This window comes from Xanthomonas sp. SHU 308, assembly GCF_000364645.1.
In the GTDB taxonomy this organism is placed as follows: domain Bacteria; phylum Pseudomonadota; class Gammaproteobacteria; order Xanthomonadales; family Xanthomonadaceae; genus Xanthomonas_A; species Xanthomonas_A sontii.
Window position 1 is genome coordinate 1 of record NZ_AQOK01000104.1, and the last position, 17,727, is coordinate 17,727.

Sequence of the window (17,727 nt, forward strand, 5' to 3'; positions counted from 1 at the left end):
CCTGGCGCTTGGCGTCGCCGGCGTCGCGGCGGCTGCAGGCGTTGGCGCCGCGGTGGACGTTTCGCGGGCGATGCGGTCGGACGGCTGCGCCGCGGCCGGCGCATCGATCGCCGGTGCATCGATCGCGGCGGCGGTGTTGGGCGCATCGATCAGCGCGGAGTATTCGCGGATCAGCCGCCCCTGGCCCCAATCGACCTCGATCAGGAAGCTCAGCGACGGCACGTCGACCGGCATGCGGCTGCTGACCTGGATCACCGCGCGGCCCTTGCGGGTCTGGGTGAAACGGAACTGCAGATCGCTGACCAGGCCCTGCGGGCGCTCCAGCCCGACCCGCGCGAAGGTCGCCGGGGAGGCGAGCGCCACCCGCGCCCGCTCCAGTTCGCCCGGCTCGTTGGAGATCACCGGGATCTCGGCCAGGAACGGCTCGCCCGGCTTGGACAGCACGCGGATATCGCCCAGGCCCAGGGCCAGCGCGGCCTGGCTGCAGGCCAGCAACAGCAGCGCCGCGGCGGCGCGACAGACATGGCGCAGCCCGCGCACGGCGGACACCGCATCGCCGCGATGGCGACGGAACAAACGTGGTTGTAGGCGCATCCCGCCCCTGCCCCTTGGAATCATGCGTGCAATATATAGGAAGCCGGGACCGGGGACCCGGGGTCCGGAAAAGCCGAGACAGGGACCGCGTTGCTGGTGCACTGCTGAAATCCACGACGCAAGAACACACTGCAGCAGGAAAGCCCAGGCACGCCACTGTGGGAGGGACTTCAGTCCCGACGCGAGGTGCGGCCGCTGTCGGGACTGAAGTTCCCAAAAAATCCGGGCCCGGAAAAGCCCCCGTGGGGAGGCTGGGGACTCGGAAATCCGAGACAGGGACCGCGCTTCATAACGCGGTGTGCGGGATCTCGCGTCGGGACTGAAGTCCCTCCCACAACGGGGCGAGCGCGGATACCTGCGACTTCCATTTCCCAAACAAAAAGCCAGGGCTCGCGCCCCGGCCTTCGCTCCACTTCGCCACACGATCAGGCCGCGCGGCCAGCCACGCCGCCACGCCATGAAACCGCGGGACCCGGGTCCCCGGTCCCGGGTCCCGGCTTTCAGCCCTCCTGAGCCACCAGCTCGGCCAGCTGCACCGCATTGAGCGCAGCGCCCTTGCGGATGTTGTCGGCCACCACCCACAGGTTGAGGCCGCGCGGGTGCGAGAAGTCCTCGCGGATGCGGCCGACGAACACCGGGTCCTTGCCGGAGGCATGGGTCACCGGGGTCGGATAGCCGCCGGCCTTGTGCTCGTCGACCACTTCCACGCCCGGCGCCTGACCCAGCAGCGCGCGCGCCTGCTCGACGGTGATCTTGCGCTTGGTCTCGATGTTGACCGCTTCGGAATGGCCGAAGAACACCGGCACGCGCACCGCGGTGGGGTTCACCAGGATGCCGCTGTCCTCGAGGATCTTCTGCGTCTCCCACACCAGCTTCATCTCTTCCTTGGTGTAGCCGTTGGGCTGGAAGTCGTCGATGTGCGGGATCAGGTTGAAGGCGATCTGCGCCTGGAACTTCTGCGGCTCGATGTCCTGGAACGCCAGCAACTGCGCGGTCTGCTTGCCCAGCTCCTCCATGCCCGAGCGGCCGGCGCCGGACACCGACTGGTAGGTGGCCACGTTGATGCGCTCGATGCCGTATTCCTTGTGGATCGGCGCCAGCACCGGCATCAGCTGCATGGTCGAGCAGTTGGGGTTGGCGACGATGCCGCGCGGACGCTGCTTCAGCGCGTGCGGATTGACCTCCGACACCACCAGCGGCACGTCGTCGTCGTAGCGGAAGGTCGAGGAGTTGTCGATCACCACCGCGCCGGCCGCGGCGAACTTCGGCGCGTATTCCTTGGAGATGCCGCCGCCGGCCGAAAAAAGCGCGATGTCCACGCCGCTCGGGTCGAACGTGGCCAGGTCGAGCACGGTGACCTTGTGGCCCTTGAATTCGACCTGGCCGCCGGCCGAGCGCTCGGAGGCCAGCGGGTACAGCGTGGCGACGGGGAAATCGCGCTCGGCGAGGATGCTCAGCATGGTCTCGCCGACGGCACCGGTGGCGCCGACGACGGCGACGTTGAAACGACGGGTTGCATTGCTCATGGAAGATTCGATCCGCAGAAAAAGAAGGGGAGGAACAGCCGCACTGCCAGGTGGATTCGGGGAACCTGCCGTGCGCGTCGCGCGCGGCGCCGCAGGCTCCCTATCGTTTTTTGTCCGCAATCGCCCGCGCGCCGCCGGCCGCGGCGATCGCGTCCAGGTTCAGCGCGTTGGGCGGGCGCCCGGCGTCGGCGCCGATGCCCAGGGCGGCGAGCAGGTTGTCCACCGCCAGCGACACCATCGCGCGGCGCGTGGCCACGCTGGCGCTGCCGATGTGCGGGGTCAGCACCACGTTGCGCAGCGCCAGCAGCTCCGGACGGATCGCCGGCTCGCCTTCGAACACGTCGAGCCCGGCCGCGGCCAGGCGCCCGTTGGCCAGCGCGTCGGCCAGTGCGACTTCATCGACCAGGCCGCCGCGAGCGATGTTCACCAGCGTCGCGGTCGGCCGCATCTTGGCCAGTGCGGCGGCGTCGACGATGTGGTGCGACTGCGCGCTGTACGGCAGCACCAGCAACAGGTGGTCGGCGCGCGCCAGCAGATCGTCGAAGCCGACGTACTCGGCGCGATGCGCGCGCTCCACCTCGGCCGGCAGGCGGCTGCGGTTGTGGTACAGCACGCGCATCGAGAAGCCGGCCGCGCGGCGCGCGATGGCCTGGCCGATGCGGCCCATGCCGAGGATGCCGAGGGTGCTGCCGTGGACATCGGCGCCGAGCATGGTCTGGAACGACCATTGTTGCCACTGCCCCGCGCGCAGCCAGCGCTCGGCCTCGCCGACGCGGCGCGCGGCGGCCATCAGCAGGGCGAAGCCGAGATCGGCGGTGGTCTCGGTGAGCACGTCAGGGGTGTTGGTGGCGACGATGCCGGCCGCGCTGAGCGCGTCCAGGTCCAGATTGTTGTAGCCGACGCCGACGTTGGCGATGGCGCGCAACCGCGGCGCGCCGGCGATCTCGGCGGCGCCGATGCGTTCGTTGAGGGTGACCAGGGCGCCGTCCAGCGGCGCCAGCGCCTGCGCCAGGTCCTGCGGCGAATACCTGGTCACGTCCGCGGTGGTGGTCAGCGCGCAATACTCGCCCAGCCGTGCGACGACATCGTCGAACAGCGGCTGGCTGACCCACACCCGCGGCCGCGACTCAGCCATCGCCACCGCCGGGGATGCGCGGCGTGATCGTGCCGACGTCGCCGCATTGCGCGCGGTGGCGCAGCGCCTGGTCCATCAGCACCAGCGCCATCATCGCCTCGGCGATCGGGGTGGCGCGGATGCCGACGCAGGGGTCGTGGCGGCCGGTGGTGATCACGTCCACCGCCTGCCCGTCCACATCCACCGTGGCGCCGGGCAGGCGCAGGCTGGAAGTGGGCTTGAACGCCACCGAGACGACGACCGGCTGGCCGGTGGCGATGCCGCCGAGCACGCCGCCGGCGTGGTTGGACTGGAAGCCGTCCGGCGCGATCAGGTCGCGATGCTCGGTGCCCTTCTGGGTCACCGCGGCGAAACCGTCGCCGATCTCCACGCCCTTGACAGCATTGATGCTCATCATCGCCGCGGCCAGTTCGCCGTCGAGCTTGCCGTAGATCGGCTCGCCCCAGCCGGCCGGCACGCCATCGGCGACCACGGTCACGCGCGCGCCGATCGAATCGCCGGACTTGCGCAGCGCATCCATGTACGCCTCCAGCTCCGGCACCTGCGGCGCGTGCGGCCAGAAGAACGCGTTGTCCTCCACCGCGTCCCAGGCGAAGCCCTGCGGCAGCAGCGGCCCGAGCTGCGACAGGTAGCCGCGCACGCGCACGCCGTAGCGCTGCGCCAGCCATTTCTTGGCGATCACGCCGGCGGCCACGCGCATGGTGGTTTCGCGCGCGGAGGAGCGGCCGCCGCCGCGCGGATCGCGGATACCGTACTTCTGCCAGTAGCTGTAGTCGGCATGGCCCGGACGGAACTGCCGGGCAATGTCGGTGTAGTCCTTGCTGCGCTGGTCGGTATTGCGGATCAGCAGGCCGATCGGAGTGCCGGTGGTGCGGCCCTCGTAGACCCCGGACAGGATCTCGATCTCATCGGCTTCGCGTCGCGCCGAGGTGTGCCGGCTCTTGCCGGTGGCGCGGCGCTGCAGGTCGTGGGCGAATTCGCTGGCGTCCAGTTCCAGCCCCGGGGGGCAGCCATCGACCACGCAGCCGATCGCCGGCCCGTGCGATTCGCCGAAGGTGGTGACGGTCAGCAGCTTGCCGAAACTATTCGCGCTCATGTCGCTTGCGTCACCGGTCCGCGGCCAGCGCGGCGATGCGCGCGTGATGCGCGATCAATTCGCTGCGCTCCACCGCGAAGATGCCCATCTGCCCGACCTTGAACTCGACCCAGGCGAAGTCCACTTCCGGCAGCAACTGCGCCAGCGCGCGTTCGGACTCGCCGACCTCGCAGATCAACAGGCCGTCCTCGCTCAGGTGCGCCGGCGCGTCGCGCAGGATCTTCAGCGCCAGGTCCAGCCCGTCGTCGCCCGCGCGCAGGCCCAGCTCCGGCTCGTGCGCGTATTCCGGCGGCAGCGCGTCGGTCTCGGCATGGGTGACATAGGGCGGATTGGTCACGATCAGCTCGTAGCGGCGCCCGCTCAGCCCGGCGAACAGGTCGGACTTGACCAGTTCGACGTTGTCGGCCAGCAGCCGCTCCTTGTTCTCGGCGGCCAGGCTCAGCGCCTCGTCGCTGATGTCGACCGCGTCCACCTGCCAGTTCGGGTTGTAGTGGGCCATGGCGATGGCGATGCAGCCCGAGCCGGTACACAGGTCCAGCGCGCGCTCCACCGGCCGGCCGGCCAGCCACGGCTCGAAGCCGGCCTCGATCAACTCGGCGATCGGCGAACGCGGCACCAGCGCGCGCGCATCGCTCTTGAAGCTGAGCCCGGCGAACCAGGCCTCGCCGGTGAGGTAGGCGGCGGGGATGCGCTCGGCGATGCGGCGCTCGAACAGCGCCAGCACCTGCGCCTTCTCCGGCGTGGTGACCCGCGCGCTGCCGTAGGCCGGCCCCAGGTCGTGCGGCAGGTGCAGTGCGTGCAGCACCAGTTGCGTGGCCTCGTCCAGGGCGTTGTCGTAGCTGTGGCCGAAGCTCAGCCCGGCGGCGTTGAAACGGCTGGTGCCGTAGCGGATCAGGTCGATGATCGTGTGGAGTTCGGCGGCCGCGTCGGCAGTCATGGCAACAGGCAAGGCAATTCGGCCCCCGATTATAGAGGCCCGGCCGCTATGATGAGCGTTCGTTGCATGGGAAATCAGTATGTTCAACCGCACCTTCGGCATCGTCCTGGTGGTTGCCCTGGCCGCCGGCCTGGGGCTGCTGCTGGCCCAGAAGTACTTCGGCGGCAGCGCCGCCCCGGCCTGGCCGGAGACCCGCACGGTGCGCATGTACCCGCAGCCGCGGCCCCTGCCCGACTTCCACCTGCGCCAGACCGACGGCACGCCGCTGGTGCCGGGCGAGCTCAAGGGCCACTGGACCCTGGTGTTCCTGGGCTTCACCGCCTGCCCGGACGTGTGCCCGACCACCCTGGCCGACCTGGCGCGCGCGCAGAAGCAATGGGAGACCTTGCCGGACACGCTGCGCCCGCGCGTGCTGTTCGTCTCGGTCGACCCGCAGCGCGACACCCTGCCGCGGCTGGGCGAGTACGCCCACGCCTTCCACAAGGACACCATCGCCGCCACCGCCGACGTGCCCGAGCTGGAGCGCTTCGCCACCGCGCTGGGCTTCGTGTTCCAGAAGGTGCCGGGCAAGCATTACGCCGAGAACCCGAACGACTACAGCATGGACCACTCCGCCGCGATCGCGGTGCTGGACCCGCAGGGCCGCCAGGCCGGGCTGATCCGCCCGCCGTTCGATGCCGCCGCGATCGCCGCCGACCTGCAGGCCCTGACCAAGGCCACCGCCCCATGAGCCTGACCACCCGCCTGACCTACGTGCTGCCGCACCGGCTGCTGTCCTCGCTGGCGCGGCGCCTGGCCTATTCGTCGCGGCCCGGGCTGAAGCAGTGGTTGATCGACACGGTGGTGCGCCGCTTCGGCGTGGACCTGAGCGAGGCCGCGCAACCGGATGCGACCGCTTACCCGACCTTCAATGCCTTCTTCACCCGCGCGCTGAAGCCGGGCGCGCGCGTCGCCGACCCCGATCCGCAGGCGCTGCTGATGCCGGCCGACGGCCGCATCAGCCAGCTCGGCCGAATCGAGGACGGGCGCATCTTCCAGGCCAAGGGGCAGTCTTTCACCGCCGCCGAACTGCTCGGCGACGACGCGGCCGCGGCCCCGTTCGCCAATGGCCTGTATGCCACCGTGTACCTGTCGCCGCGCGACTACCACCGCGTGCACATGCCCTGGACCGGCACCCTGCGCGAAACCGTGCACGTGCCGGGGCGGCTGTTCAGCGTCGGCACCGACGCGGTGCGCAGCGTGCCGCGCCTGTTCGCGCGCAACGAACGCCTGGTCTGCCATTTCGACACCGACTTCGGCCCGATGGTCTCGGTGATGGTCGGCGCGCTGCTGGTGTCCGGCGTGGAAACGGTGTGGAGCGGCGTGGAGATCCCGCGCTACGCCGACCGCATCACCCGCAAGGACTGGCGCGGCAAGGGGATTACCCTGCAGCGGTTCGAGGAGATGGCGCGCTTCAACTACGGCTCCACGGTGATCGTGCTGCTGCCGCCCGGCGTGGCCGCGTTCGATCCGACGCTGAAGGCGGAATCGCCGGTGCGGCTGGGACAGGCGCTGGCGCGGCTGGCGCGCTGAGGCGCGCAGGGCCGCGCTGCGGCCCCTTTGTGCAGAGACACCCTTGTGGGAGGGACTTCAGTCCCGACGCATTGGCACAGAGAGACCGCGAGCTCGCGATGGATGTCTGAAAAAGCCGCGCGCCCCGGCACTGCGGCTGCCGCACCCTCATCCGGCGCTACGCGCCACCTTCCCCCGAAAAGGGGGCCATGGTCCCAGGGGGAGAAGGGATGGGCCGCGCTCGGGTCTCGCGGCCGGAGCTTCAGCCAGCGACCCGCGAGATGCAATGGCCCCACTGTGGGAGGGACTTCAGTCCCGACGCATGGAAGGTGACAGACCGCCAACCCGCAATGGATGACCGAAAAGCCACACGCCCAACACTGCGGCAGCCGCACCCTCATCCGGCGCTGCGCGCCACCTTCCTCCGAAAAGGGGGCCATGGTCCCGGAGGGAGAAGGGAGCGGCTGTGCCCCTACTTCTCGCAGCCAACCAACTTCAGCGACTGCCCCGGCTTCAGCGCATAACCCGGCGCACGCAAGCCATTCGCCTTGGCCAGCTCCTTCAGGTCGCAGTCGTGACGGTCGGAAATCCGGCCCAGGGTGTCGCCCTTGGCCACGCGGTAGTTGCGCACCTGCTTCTGCTTGGGCTTGGCCGGCGCGGGACGGCCGGTGGCCACCGTGGTCGGCACGCCGGCGACCGGGCTGACGTCGCCCACCGCGACATTGCCGGTGAGGTCGGCGGCCGGCGCCGGGCTGCCGCTGCGCACGGCGGAGGTGACGTCGGCGGTGATCAGCGCGCGCGCCAGGTCGGCGCGTGGGCCGCTGACGCAGTAGCGGTTGTACAGGCCGACGATCTTGGTGGTGGCGTTGATGGTCACCCCGGCCGGGATCCAGCCGTCCGGCTCGTAGCGCGGATTGAGGTTGCGCAGCGCGCGCATGTAGCCGTCGCGGGTACCGTCGCTGCCCAGGCAGATGGTCAGTTCGTAGATGGTGGTGGACTTGGCCAGACGCAGCGTGGCCGGCTGCGCATTGATCTTGGGGAAGGCCACGCCGTACTGCTGCGGGTGCAGGAAGATCCACGCCGCGGCGATCACCATCGGCACGTAGTCCTTGGTCTCGGCCGGGAACTGGTTGTACACCGACGCGTCCCAGAAACTGCGGCCTGGCATCTGGTTGAACACGCGCGCGGCGCGGCCTTCGCCGCCGTTGTAGCCGGCCAGCGCCAGTTCGACGCTGCGATTGAGTTCGGCCATGCGCTCGTTGATGTAGACCGCGCTGGCCTCGGCGGCGCTGCGCGCGTCGTAGCGGGTGTCGAAGCCGGTGCCGTCCGGGCCCAGGCCGAAGCGGCGCCCGGTGGCCGGCATGAACTGCATCAGCCCGGCAGCGCCCACCCGCGAATTGGCGTGCACGCGGCCGTTGGACTCCTTGGCGATGATGCCGAACAGCAGCGCTTCCGGCAGGCCGCGCTTCTCCCATTCCGGCCACATGATCGCGCGCAGGTTCTGGTAGTTCTCGTAGCTGCTCATCAGTGCCGGCCGCATGTCGGTGAGCCAGCGACGGATGCCGGCCTGCACCGCCGGGTTGTACTCCACCATCGAATCGAAGGCGTGGCGCTTGTCGTTGAGCAGGCGCGCCGCGCGCGCGGCTTCCGGCACGTCGGCGGCGAGCGGGCTGATGTGGTCGGGGTCGGCCTGCAGCGGCGCCGAGTCGTCGTCGGCGGCATCGGTGTCGCTGGCCTGGCCCTGCGCGTCGGCCTTGGCTTTCAGCAGGCGCTTGTACGCGCCCAGATAGGTGCCCACCTCGCAGCCGCGCTGCTTGATGCAGGCCTGGATCACGTCCTCGATGTCCTCCAGCGCGGCGTCGCTTTCCTGGGTGCCCTTGGGGTCGCTGTTGCCGACCAGCACCAGGGCGTCGTTGTAGCGCTTCTCGGCGGCGGCCAGGCGCTGGTCGAGGACGGCGATGGCGGCCTGGTCGCGGGCGGACACGCGGGCTTGGGCGGCAGGAGCGGTGCAGGTCAGCGCCACGGCAGCCGCGACTGGCCACGCGTGGGTGAAGCGGAACGGAAGGGGCATGGTGGGACGCGGCGACGGAAAGGCCGCAGGGTAGCCCCCGCCGTCGCATCGCGGCAAGGTCGCGGCGGCCAGGGTCCGGCCCGCGGCGGGGCCAGGGTTCATCGCCGGCGACCATCCCGCACCGCAACACAAGTACCGCGCGCGCTGGCTCCCGCGCCACCGATGTCGTCCGCCACGCCGGTGCCGCCCCCGCGAACGACCACGCCTCGCAAAGACCGCGGTTGGCCGGGAGTGCCGGCAGTTGCAGGCCGGCACAGCGCGCCCGCGGTAGCGCGCACGCGTTCGGCCACGCCGCGTACGTTCTAGAATCCGGGCATCTCATTGCGGACCCCGATATGGACCCGATCCTGCTAGGCAAAGGCGTGACCGACGACATCGCAGTGCTGCTGCAACCGCGCCTGGGCAACCGCCACGGCCTGGTTGCCGGCGCCACCGGCACCGGCAAGACCGTGACCCTGATGACGCTGGCCGAAGGCTTTTCGCGCATCGGCGTGCCGGTGTTCCTGGCCGACGTCAAGGGCGACGTGGCCGGCCTGGCGATGCCCGGCGACGGCAGCGAGAAGGTGCTGCAGCGCGCCCGGGAGATCGGCGTGGCCGACTACGCCCCGGCCGCCAACCCGGTGCTGTTCTGGGATCTGTACGGCCAGCTCGGCCATCCGGTGCGCACCACCGTCAGCGAGATGGGCCCCACCCTGCTGGCGCGCGTGCTGGAACTCAACGACACCCAGGCCGGCGTGCTCGACATCGTGTTCAAGCTGGCCGACGACCGCGGCCTGCTGCTGCTCGACCTGGACGACCTGCGTGCGCTGCTGGCACTGGTGGTGGAAGAGCGCAAGGACATCTCCACCGAGTACGGCCTGGTCAGCGCGCAGTCGGTCGCCGCGATCCAGCGCGCCCTGCTGCGCCTGGCCCAGGACGGCGGCGAAGGCTTCTTCGGCGAACCGGCGCTGGACCTGGCCGAGCTGATGCGGGTCGACCACGACGGTCGCGGCGTGATCGGCATCCTCGCCGCCGCGCAACTGGTGCTCAAGCCGCGCCTGTACTCGACCTTCCTGCTGTGGCTGCTGTCGGAACTGTTCGAGCGGCTGCCGGAAGTGGGCGATCTGGACAAGCCGAAACTGGTGTTCGTGTTCGACGAGGCGCACCTGCTGTTCGACGATGCGCCGCCGGCGCTGGTGCAGCGCATCGAGCAGGTGGTGCGGCTGATCCGCTCCAAGGGCGTGGGCGTGTACTTCTGCTCGCAGTTCCCGGACGACGTGCCCGACAGCATCCTCGGCCAGCTCGGCAACCGCGTGCAGCACGCGCTGCGCGCCTACACGCCGCGCGATCAGAAGGCGGTGCGCACCGCCGCCGAGACCTTCGTGGCCAATCCCAAGCTGGACGTGGCCAAGGCCATCTCCCAGCTCGGCACCGGCGAGGCGCTGGTGTCCACGCTGCAGGACAAGGGCGTGCCGGCACCGGTGCAGCAGACCCTGATCGCCCCGCCGCGCTGCCGCATGGGCGCGATCACCGACGCCGAGCGCGCGCAGGTGCGCGCCGGCAGCCCGGTCGGTGCGCGCTACGACACCCCGGTCAATCGCGAATCGGCGGCGGAACTGCTGGCGCGCCGGGTCGAGCAGAGCGCCGACCACAGCGCCGCGCCGCCGGCACGCACCCGCGAACAGGACGAAGCGCAGGACAGCGGCTTCGGCCAGGCGGTCAAGGACGCGGTGTTCGGCACCAAGCGCCGCCAGGGCATGCTCGAGGCGATGGCCAAGCAGACCTCGCGCACCATCGGCAACCGCATCGGCCAGCAGATCGTGCGCGGCATCTTCGGCAGCATCTTCGGCGGCAAGCGCTGAGCGCAGCCGACGCCAGAGGAAGCTCCAGCATGGACAGGAACGCGATGAGCGCCTTGCAATGATGTCGCCGGCAGACAAGCCGACAACGCTCCAGGGAGGCTGCCACTGCGGCTGCCTGACCGTCGCGTTCTCGACGTATCAACCGGCCGAGGACATCCATCCGCGCGCCTGCGACTGCAGCTTCTGCCAGAAGCATGGTGCGGCCTACGTTTCCGATCCCGCCGGCACGCTGCGACTGACGGCCACGCATGCCGAGGCCGTGCATCGTTATCGCCAGGGTGCGGAGGCCGCGCAATTCCAGCTGTGCCGCCAGTGCGGGGTGCTGGTCGCGGTCACGTTCGAGCATCAGGGGCGGCTTTACGGTGCCGTCAATGCCGGCTGTCTGAACAAGACGCCGGCGTTGGGGGCCGCAGCACCGGTGTCCCCACAATGGCTGGACGCCGAGGCAAAAGTGGCCCGATGGCGGCAGGCGTGGGTGCCGGACGTGCAATGGGTCATCGCTGACACCTGAGCATGCCTGCCGCACACCGTCGTCACCGGCGATCGGCAGGCGCAGCGTTCAGAACGCTGGATTCGCGGTTGGGCGCGGCCTTCGATCCTGGCGATACCACCCGCAGAGACAAGAACCGATAAAGCGACGCTAGGCCAGCAAACCGTGCAGCTTGGCATACTGCAGCAGCATGATGGTCTTGGCGTCGGCGATCTCGCCGGTGTCGATCATCGCCAGCGCGGCATCGAGCGCCAGCTCCAGCACTTCGATCTCTTCACCCTCGGCGGCCACGCCACCGCCGGCACCGACCTTGTCGCGGTCGACATACTCGCCCACGAAGAAGTACAGCCGCTCGGTCACCGAACCCGGACTCATGAACGCCTCGAACACCTTGCGCACGTTCTCGATCCGGTAGCCGGTTTCCTCTTCGGTCTCCTTGCGGATGCAGGTCTCCGGATCGTGGCGATCGAGCAGGCCGGCGCAGGCCTCGATCAGCATGCCGTCGGGGTTGCCGTTGAGCAGGGTCGGCAGACGGAACTGGCGGGTCAGCATCACCGTGCGCTTGGCGCGGCTGTACAGCAGGATGGTCGCGCCGTTGCCGCGGTCGTAGGCCTCGCGCGTGAGCGCCTGCCAGCTGCCGTCGTGACGCTGGAAATCGAAGCTGACCTTGCGCAGCACGTACCAGTTGTCCGACAGCACTTCGATGTTGGTGACGCGCACGCGCGGGTTGCCGGAAACGAAGGAAGGGTCCAAGCGAAACTCCAAGGGACAAGGGATCACGGCAGGCCGCAGGCGCGGCACCCGCCACACCTCTGCCGCCGTTCGACCGGGCAGTGTAGCCAGCACGCACACCTGCGCGCCGGCACGGGGTGCGCTTTGCGCAACCGACCACACTCCCTCGGTGCCGCCGTCCGCATCGCGCCGCCGCCCCAGCCAGCCTCCCGATTGCGTGCGCCGCAGCCGACCCGCACAATCGTCACACTTCGTAGACAGGGGGCGTCATGGAAGACCGTCGTCGCGCGGGCGCGAGCCGCGTACACCGCAGCACACCCGAACCGTTCTGGGCGCGCACCCGCGCCATCGCGCTGTATCCGCTGCGCGGCGGCGCGCTGTACGCGCTGATCGCGCTGACCCTGTGCAGCCTGCTGGGCATGCTGCCCGGCATCGGCTGGATCCTGGGCATCGTCACCACCCTGGCCATCTACAAGTACGCCTTCGAGATCCTGCGGCACACCGCCGATGGCTACCTGGACGCGCCGGAACGTGGCTTCGACATCGGCGACGGCGTGGTGCTGCGGCTGCTGGCGATGATGATCCTGCTCGGCGTGGCGGTGTTCGCCGCGCTGCTGCTGACCGGGCCGGTCGGCGGCCTGCTGATGCTGCTGGCGGTGGTGCTGCTGCAGCCGGGCATCCTGATTTCCCTGGCGATGGACGGCAGCCTGCGCCGCGCGCTGAACCCGGCGGTGTCGATCGGCCTGGCGCTGCGCATCGGCTGGCCGTACCTGGCCGCGTTCGGCCTGCTGTTCGTGATCCAGGCCAGCGCGCTGGGTGCCGCCGCCTGGCTGCAGCGCGTCCTGCCGCCGCTGGTCGCCGACCTGGCGGTCACCGTGGTGACGATCTGGGGCCTGTTCGCCGCCTTCCACCTGATGGGCTATCTGGTCTACCAGTATCACGCCGTGCTGGGCTACGAACCTGCCGCCGACGCCGCGAGCGGCTTCACCCGCCACGACCCGGACCAGCGCGTACTCGACGAGGCCGAACAGCTGGTGCGCGACGGCCATACCGACGACGCGCTGCAGGTGCTGCGCAGCGAAGTGCGCACCCGCGCGGTGAGCCTGGGCGTGCACGAGCTGTACCAGCGCCTGCTGCGCGGCAGTGCGCGCCAGGACGAACGCCGCGAGCACACCCGCCAGTACATCCACCGGCTGCTGCAGGAGAAGCAGGAACGGCGGGCACTGGCCCTGCAGCGCGAGGCGCTGGATGCCGATCCCGACTTCGTGCCGCTGCTGCCGGAACAGGCCACGCTGCTGGCCGAACGCGCGCAGCTGGCCGGCCAGTTCCGGCTCGCCGCCGACGGCCTGCAGGCCGCGCTGCATGCCTGGCCGAAGGCACCGGAACACAGCACCTGGTCGCTGCAGGCCGCCCTGCTGCTGGCCGAACGCTTCGGCGAGGACGCGCAGGCGCGCGGCCTGCTGGAACACGCGCTGAGCCGCTGCGACGACGAGCTGCAACGCGGCAAGCTGCAGGCGGCGTTGCGCGCGGTGACGATCGCGCCGGTCTAGCGCGCGTCGCGCACGGTGCGGGGCGCGCCAACATGCCCCGCTTCGGTACCGGGCCGCGCCCTCACGCGTTGGCGAGCAGGAACCGCGCCTTGTCCGCCTGCGGCAGGTCCGGGTAGCGCTCGACCAGCGCCTGCAGCACGCGTCGCCACTCCGCCGTGGCCTGGCGTTCGCCATGGCCCAGCGCGAGCCGGAACCAGGCCTGTGCCTGCTGCTCGCGCGGCGAGGCCGCATCCTGCGCCAGCAGCGTCTCGGCCTCGGCCAGCATTCCCAGCGCCATCCAACGCGCGAACAACGCCGCACGCATCGGTGCATCCAGATCGCCGGCCGCGTGCAGCACTCCCGCCTGCTGCCGCGCTTCCTGGGCTGATGCCGCCGACAGGCACAACAGCTCCAGCGCCCGTGCCCGCGCTGTCGCGGTCTGGCCGGCATTGGCGGCCAGGCGGTAGCGTGCCATCGCCACATCGAAGCGCCGCGGCGCTTCCGCCGCCAGCGCCTCCAGCAATGCGCCGGCCTGGACGTGTTCCATCCGACCCAGATGCGCCTGCGCGCGGTCCCAGCGGTCGTCGGCCGGCATCCCGTCATCGTCGCGCAGGAACGCCTCGCGCGTCTGTCCGGTTGCCACCAGCACGGCACCGAGCAGCGCGCCGACCACCAGCCCGCCAGCATGCGCGTCGAAGCCGATGCCGGCATCGCCGTTGCACAGCAGGTTGTACAGCTCCCAGCCCAGCCACAGCGGCAACAGCACGATGGCCGGCGCACGCACGTAGTCGAACAGCACCGCCACCCAATAGAAGAAGCGCACCGGACGCCGGCCCCACACCACGCAGAACGCGCCCATCAGCGCGGCGATGGCCCCGGACGCGCCGAGACCGGCCCCGGCCTCGCCCCAACGCCAGCACAGGCTGGCCGCGCTGGCGCCGAACGCGCCGAGCAGGTACACCGCCAGGAACCGCCAGCCGCCGATCGCGCCTTCCAGCAGCGTGCCCAGCGCCAGCAGGAACAGCATGTTGCCGATCAGATGCATGGCGTCGGCGTGCAGGAACGCGGCGCTGAGCATGCGCGCCGGCGCCCATTCCGAGCTGCGCTGCACATGGCGCAGGGTGAACACGCGCTGCAGCAGCGCGTCGTAACGCGCGCGCAGCGGCGTCCACGCCTGCTGTGCATCGGCATCGGCGAAGGCGCTGCCGTCGCGCATGGCCTGCACGAAGCGCACGTCGTGCACGGTGGCGGCGCCGACGAAGGCCGACCGCTCCGCCGCCGGTACCTGCTGCAGTTGCGCCAGCGCCTCGCGCTGACCGCTTCGTTCCAGATGGCGCGCGTAGGCCGGCGCTTCCAGCGCACCGAGACCGGAGTCCAGGTAGTAGCGCTGCGCCTGCCGCAGCGGCGCCGCGTCGGGGCGCTGCCAGCCCGCGTACACCGCGATGTTGAGCAGGATCAGCAGCAGCGTGACCAACGGAAAATTGTCCCGCGACAGCGGCTTGTGCAGCGGCAGGATTAACATCGGGCGACGTCCATGTGCGGGGCGGCGCCAGCTTCGGCGATCGCCTGCGGGTGCGCAAGCCGCAGCCACGCGCTAGCATCGCCACCCCGCTCCACCGCAGTCGTACCGATGAGCCGTTGGCGTCCCCCTGCCGAAAAAAGCACCGCCCTGATCACCCCGGAAGGCCATGCCCGGCTCAAGGCCGAGCTGGAGGAACTGTGGCGGGTGCGCCGCCCGGAAGTGGTCAAGGCGCTGGCCGCGGCAGCGGCCGAGGGCGACCGCTCGGAGAACGCCGAGTACACCTACCGCAAGAAGCAACTAGGCGAGATCGACCGCCGCGTGCGCTACCTGAGCAAGCGCCTGGAAGCGCTGCGCGTGGTCGCCGAGGCACCGTCCGACCCGCAGGCGGTGTTCTTCGGCGCGCACATCGAACTGGAGGATGCCGACAGCGGCGAACTGCGCCGCTACCGCATCGTCGGCCCGGACGAGACCGACGCGGCGCGCGGCTGGATCAGCATCGATTCGCCACTGGCGCGTGCGCTGCTGAAGAAGCGCGTCGACGACGAAGTGGAAGCGCAGCTGCCCGGCGGCCGCCACAGCTTCGTGGTGGTGGCGGTGGACTACGCCGCGCAGTGAGCGCGCGGCGCCAGGGCGCCACGCGTGCCGCCGACTGCGGCCTCAGAGCACCCGCAGATCGAGTGACTTTGCCGACGACGCCTGCGCCGGCAACGCATCGCCGAACAGGTCATGCTCGTCGCTGTCGGTGATCTCCACCTGCACCAGATCGCCCGGCTTCAGCCCAAGCTCGCCGCCGTTCTGGATATGTACCAGGCCATCGATCTCCGGCGCATCGGCCTTGGAGCGCGCCACCGCGATGCCGTCCTCCAGCAGATCGACCAGGCACTCCTGCACCGTGCCGATCTTGGCTTCCAGGCGCGCGGCGGAAATCGCCGCCTGCCGCTCCATGAAGCGCGCCAGCCGCTCCTGCTTGAGTTCCTCCGGCACCGGATCCGGCAGCGCATTGGCGCTGGCACCTTCCACCGGTGAATAGGCGAAGGCACCGACGCGGTCGAGCTGCGCGGCGTCCAGGAACTCCAGCAACTGCTCGAACTCGGCGTCGGTCTCGCCGGGGAAGCCGACGATGAAGGTCGAACGCAGGGTGATTTCCGGACACAGCGCACGCCAGCGCTGCACGCGCTCCAGGGTGCGCTCCACCGCGCCCGGCCGCTTCATCAACTTGAGGATGCGCGGGCTGGCGTGCTGGAACGGGATGTCCAGGTACGGCAGCAACTTGCCCTCGGCCATCAGCGGGATCACGTCGTCCACGTGCGGATACGGATACACGTAGTGCAGGCGCGCCCACGCGCCCAGTTCCGACAGACCCTCGCACAGCGCCTTCATCCGCGTCTGATAGCTGCGGCCGCGCCACTCGCGCTCGGCGTACTTCAGGTCCACGCCGTAGGCCGAGGTGTCCTGCGACACCACCAGCAACTCGCGCACCCCGCCCTTGACCAGGCGTTCGGCCTCGCGCAGCACCTCGTCGACCGGGCGCGACACCAGGTCGCCGCGCATCGACGGAATGATGCAGAAGCTGCAGCGGTGATTGCAGCCTTCGGAAATCTTCAGGTAGGCGTAGTGCCGCGGGGTCAGCTTGACGCCGATGTCGTCCTCGTTGCTGCCACGGCCGCGCGGCAGCAGGTCCACGAACGGATCGTGACGCGGCGGCAGCGCCGCATGCACCGCTTCCATCACGCTCTGGTAGTCCTGCGGGCCGGACACCGCCAGCACGTCCGGATAGGCCGCGCGGATCTGCTCCGAGCGCTTGCCCAGGCAGCCGGTGACGATGACCTTGCCGTTCTCGGCCATGGCCTCGCCGATCGCCTCCATCGACTCGGCCACGGCCGAATCGATGAAGCCGCAGGTGTTGACCACCACCACGTCGGCCGCGTCGTAGCTGGGCACGATCGCATAGCCCTCCACGCGCAGCTGGGTGAGGATGCGTTCGGAATCGACAAGGGCCTTGGGGCACCCAAGGCTTACCATACCTATACGCGGCTGGCGGGCCGCCTGTGAAGTTGTTTCTGTCATGTGGGGTGAACTGTGAGTGGTCTTGTCTATAGCTACATGCGCTTTTCCGACCCAAGCCAGGCAGCCGGCCATAGCCGCGAGCGCCAGGAGGCGTACGCGTCAAAATGGGCGGCAGAACACGGTCTGCAGCTGGACAATAAGCTCACGGTGCTGGATGAAGGCTTGTCAGCCTATCACCAGCGGCACGTGACGTCAGGAGCTCTCGGGGCGTTTCTGGCGGCGGTACAGGCCGGGCGGATCGAGGCGGGATCGGTGCTGGTGGTCGAAGGGCTCGACCGGCTTTCGCGCGCCGAGCCGATCCAGGCCCAGGCGCAACTGGCCCAGATTGTAAATGCCGGCATCACGGTAGTCACCGCCAGCGACGGCAAGACTTACAGCAGGGAGCGGCTCAAGGCGAACCCCATGGACCTCGTCTACAGCCTCTTGCTGATGATCCGCGCCCACGAAGAAAGCGACACCAAGAGCAAGCGGGTCAAGGCGAGCATACGCTGGTTGTGCGAGGGATGGCAGGCCGGGACGTATCGCGGCCGGATCCGCCAGGGGCACGATCCCGAATGGCTGCGCGAAGTGCCAGGCGGGCCTAACAACGGTTGGGAACTAGGGCCTGTTAACACTAATTGCGCGCAGGCGGCTCTC

At 69.9% G+C, this 17,727-nt stretch carries 15 protein-coding genes and 1 pseudogene; 7 read left to right on the forward strand and 9 right to left on the reverse strand.

What is annotated here, in order from left to right:
• The 5 genes and pseudogenes from D588_RS24020 to prmB all read right to left on the reverse strand — a co-directional run.
• Positions 1-501: pseudogene (locus D588_RS24020) on the reverse strand (ferrous iron transporter B); the annotation flags it as partial.
• A gap of 593 nt (positions 502-1,094) precedes the next feature.
• Positions 1,095-2,120, reverse strand: coding sequence for an aspartate-semialdehyde dehydrogenase (locus D588_RS0104785; protein WP_017915160.1), 1,026 nt, complete (start codon positions 2,118-2,120; stop codon positions 1,095-1,097).
• A gap of 100 nt (positions 2,121-2,220) precedes the next feature.
• A complete protein-coding gene (locus D588_RS0104790) occupies positions 2,221-3,255 on the reverse strand; it encodes a D-glycerate dehydrogenase (protein WP_026143387.1) in 1,035 nt (344 codons plus the stop codon).
• A complete protein-coding gene (aroC, locus tag D588_RS0104795; protein ID WP_017915162.1) occupies positions 3,248-4,351 on the reverse strand; it encodes a chorismate synthase in 1,104 nt (367 codons plus the stop codon). The genes D588_RS0104790 and aroC overlap by 8 nt, the downstream gene beginning before the upstream one ends.
• Before the next feature lie 10 nt (positions 4,352-4,361).
• Entirely contained in the window at positions 4,362-5,288 is a 927-nt protein-coding gene (gene prmB, locus D588_RS0104800) for a 50S ribosomal protein L3 N(5)-glutamine methyltransferase (protein WP_017911320.1), read from the reverse strand.
• 79 nt (positions 5,289-5,367) lie between these two features.
• Here prmB and D588_RS0104805 point away from each other — a divergent pair, with 79 nt between their 5' ends.
• Positions 5,368-6,018 carry an SCO family protein gene (locus D588_RS0104805; protein ID WP_010340523.1) on the forward strand — a complete coding sequence of 217 codons (651 nt, stop codon included), beginning with the start codon at positions 5,368-5,370 and terminating at the stop codon, positions 6,016-6,018.
• The gene (asd, locus tag D588_RS0104810) at positions 6,015-6,860 is read left to right on the forward strand and encodes an archaetidylserine decarboxylase (protein ID WP_017915163.1); all 846 of its coding nucleotides are present in this window, start codon (positions 6,015-6,017) and stop codon (positions 6,858-6,860) included. The genes D588_RS0104805 and asd overlap by 4 nt, the downstream gene beginning before the upstream one ends.
• A gap of 451 nt (positions 6,861-7,311) precedes the next feature.
• Here the strand turns inward: asd and D588_RS0104815 are convergent, their stop codons facing one another.
• Complete coding sequence (locus D588_RS0104815) at positions 7,312-8,910, reverse strand: transglycosylase SLT domain-containing protein (RefSeq protein WP_017915164.1); 1,599 nt, start codon at positions 8,908-8,910, stop codon at positions 7,312-7,314.
• 335 nt (positions 8,911-9,245) lie between these two features.
• Here D588_RS0104815 and D588_RS0104820 point away from each other — a divergent pair, with 335 nt between their 5' ends.
• Together D588_RS0104820 and D588_RS0104825 are read left to right on the forward strand one after the other, a co-directional pair.
• The gene (locus D588_RS0104820; protein WP_017915165.1) at positions 9,246-10,751 is read left to right on the forward strand and encodes a helicase HerA-like domain-containing protein; all 1,506 of its coding nucleotides are present in this window, start codon (positions 9,246-9,248) and stop codon (positions 10,749-10,751) included.
• A 58-nt stretch (positions 10,752-10,809) separates the two neighbouring features.
• Positions 10,810-11,262 carry a GFA family protein gene (locus tag D588_RS0104825; RefSeq protein ID WP_017915166.1) on the forward strand — a complete coding sequence of 151 codons (453 nt, stop codon included), beginning with the start codon at positions 10,810-10,812 and terminating at the stop codon, positions 11,260-11,262.
• 129 nt (positions 11,263-11,391) lie between these two features.
• On the opposite strand, the gene nudK is transcribed toward D588_RS0104825, so the two are convergent.
• On the reverse strand, positions 11,392-11,994 hold the full coding sequence (gene nudK, locus D588_RS0104830) for a GDP-mannose pyrophosphatase NudK (protein WP_017915167.1): 603 nt from the start codon (positions 11,992-11,994) through the stop codon (positions 11,392-11,394).
• Between the two features lie 248 nt (positions 11,995-12,242).
• Between nudK and D588_RS0104835 the strand changes: the two genes are divergently transcribed.
• On the forward strand, positions 12,243-13,523 hold the full coding sequence (locus D588_RS0104835; RefSeq protein WP_017915168.1) for a membrane protein: 1,281 nt from the start codon (positions 12,243-12,245) through the stop codon (positions 13,521-13,523).
• Positions 13,524-13,584: 61 nt separating this feature from the next.
• Here the strand turns inward: D588_RS0104835 and D588_RS0104840 are convergent, their stop codons facing one another.
• The gene (locus tag D588_RS0104840; RefSeq protein WP_017915169.1) at positions 13,585-15,024 is read right to left on the reverse strand and encodes a rhomboid family intramembrane serine protease; all 1,440 of its coding nucleotides are present in this window, start codon (positions 15,022-15,024) and stop codon (positions 13,585-13,587) included.
• A 108-nt stretch (positions 15,025-15,132) separates the two neighbouring features.
• On the opposite strand from D588_RS0104840, the gene greB reads away from it, so the two are divergent.
• On the forward strand, positions 15,133-15,639 hold the full coding sequence (greB, locus tag D588_RS0104845; RefSeq protein ID WP_017915170.1) for a transcription elongation factor GreB: 507 nt from the start codon (positions 15,133-15,135) through the stop codon (positions 15,637-15,639).
• A gap of 42 nt (positions 15,640-15,681) precedes the next feature.
• Here greB and rimO read toward each other — a convergent pair whose 3' ends face one another.
• Positions 15,682-17,091 carry a 30S ribosomal protein S12 methylthiotransferase RimO gene (gene rimO / locus D588_RS0104850; RefSeq protein WP_026143388.1) on the reverse strand — a complete coding sequence of 470 codons (1,410 nt, stop codon included), beginning with the start codon at positions 17,089-17,091 and terminating at the stop codon, positions 15,682-15,684.
• A gap of 36 nt (positions 17,092-17,127) precedes the next feature.
• On the opposite strand from rimO, the gene D588_RS0104855 reads away from it, so the two are divergent.
• Positions 17,128-17,727 (forward strand): recombinase family protein (locus tag D588_RS0104855; protein ID WP_017915172.1); only part of this gene is annotated, 600 nt, incomplete at its 3' end.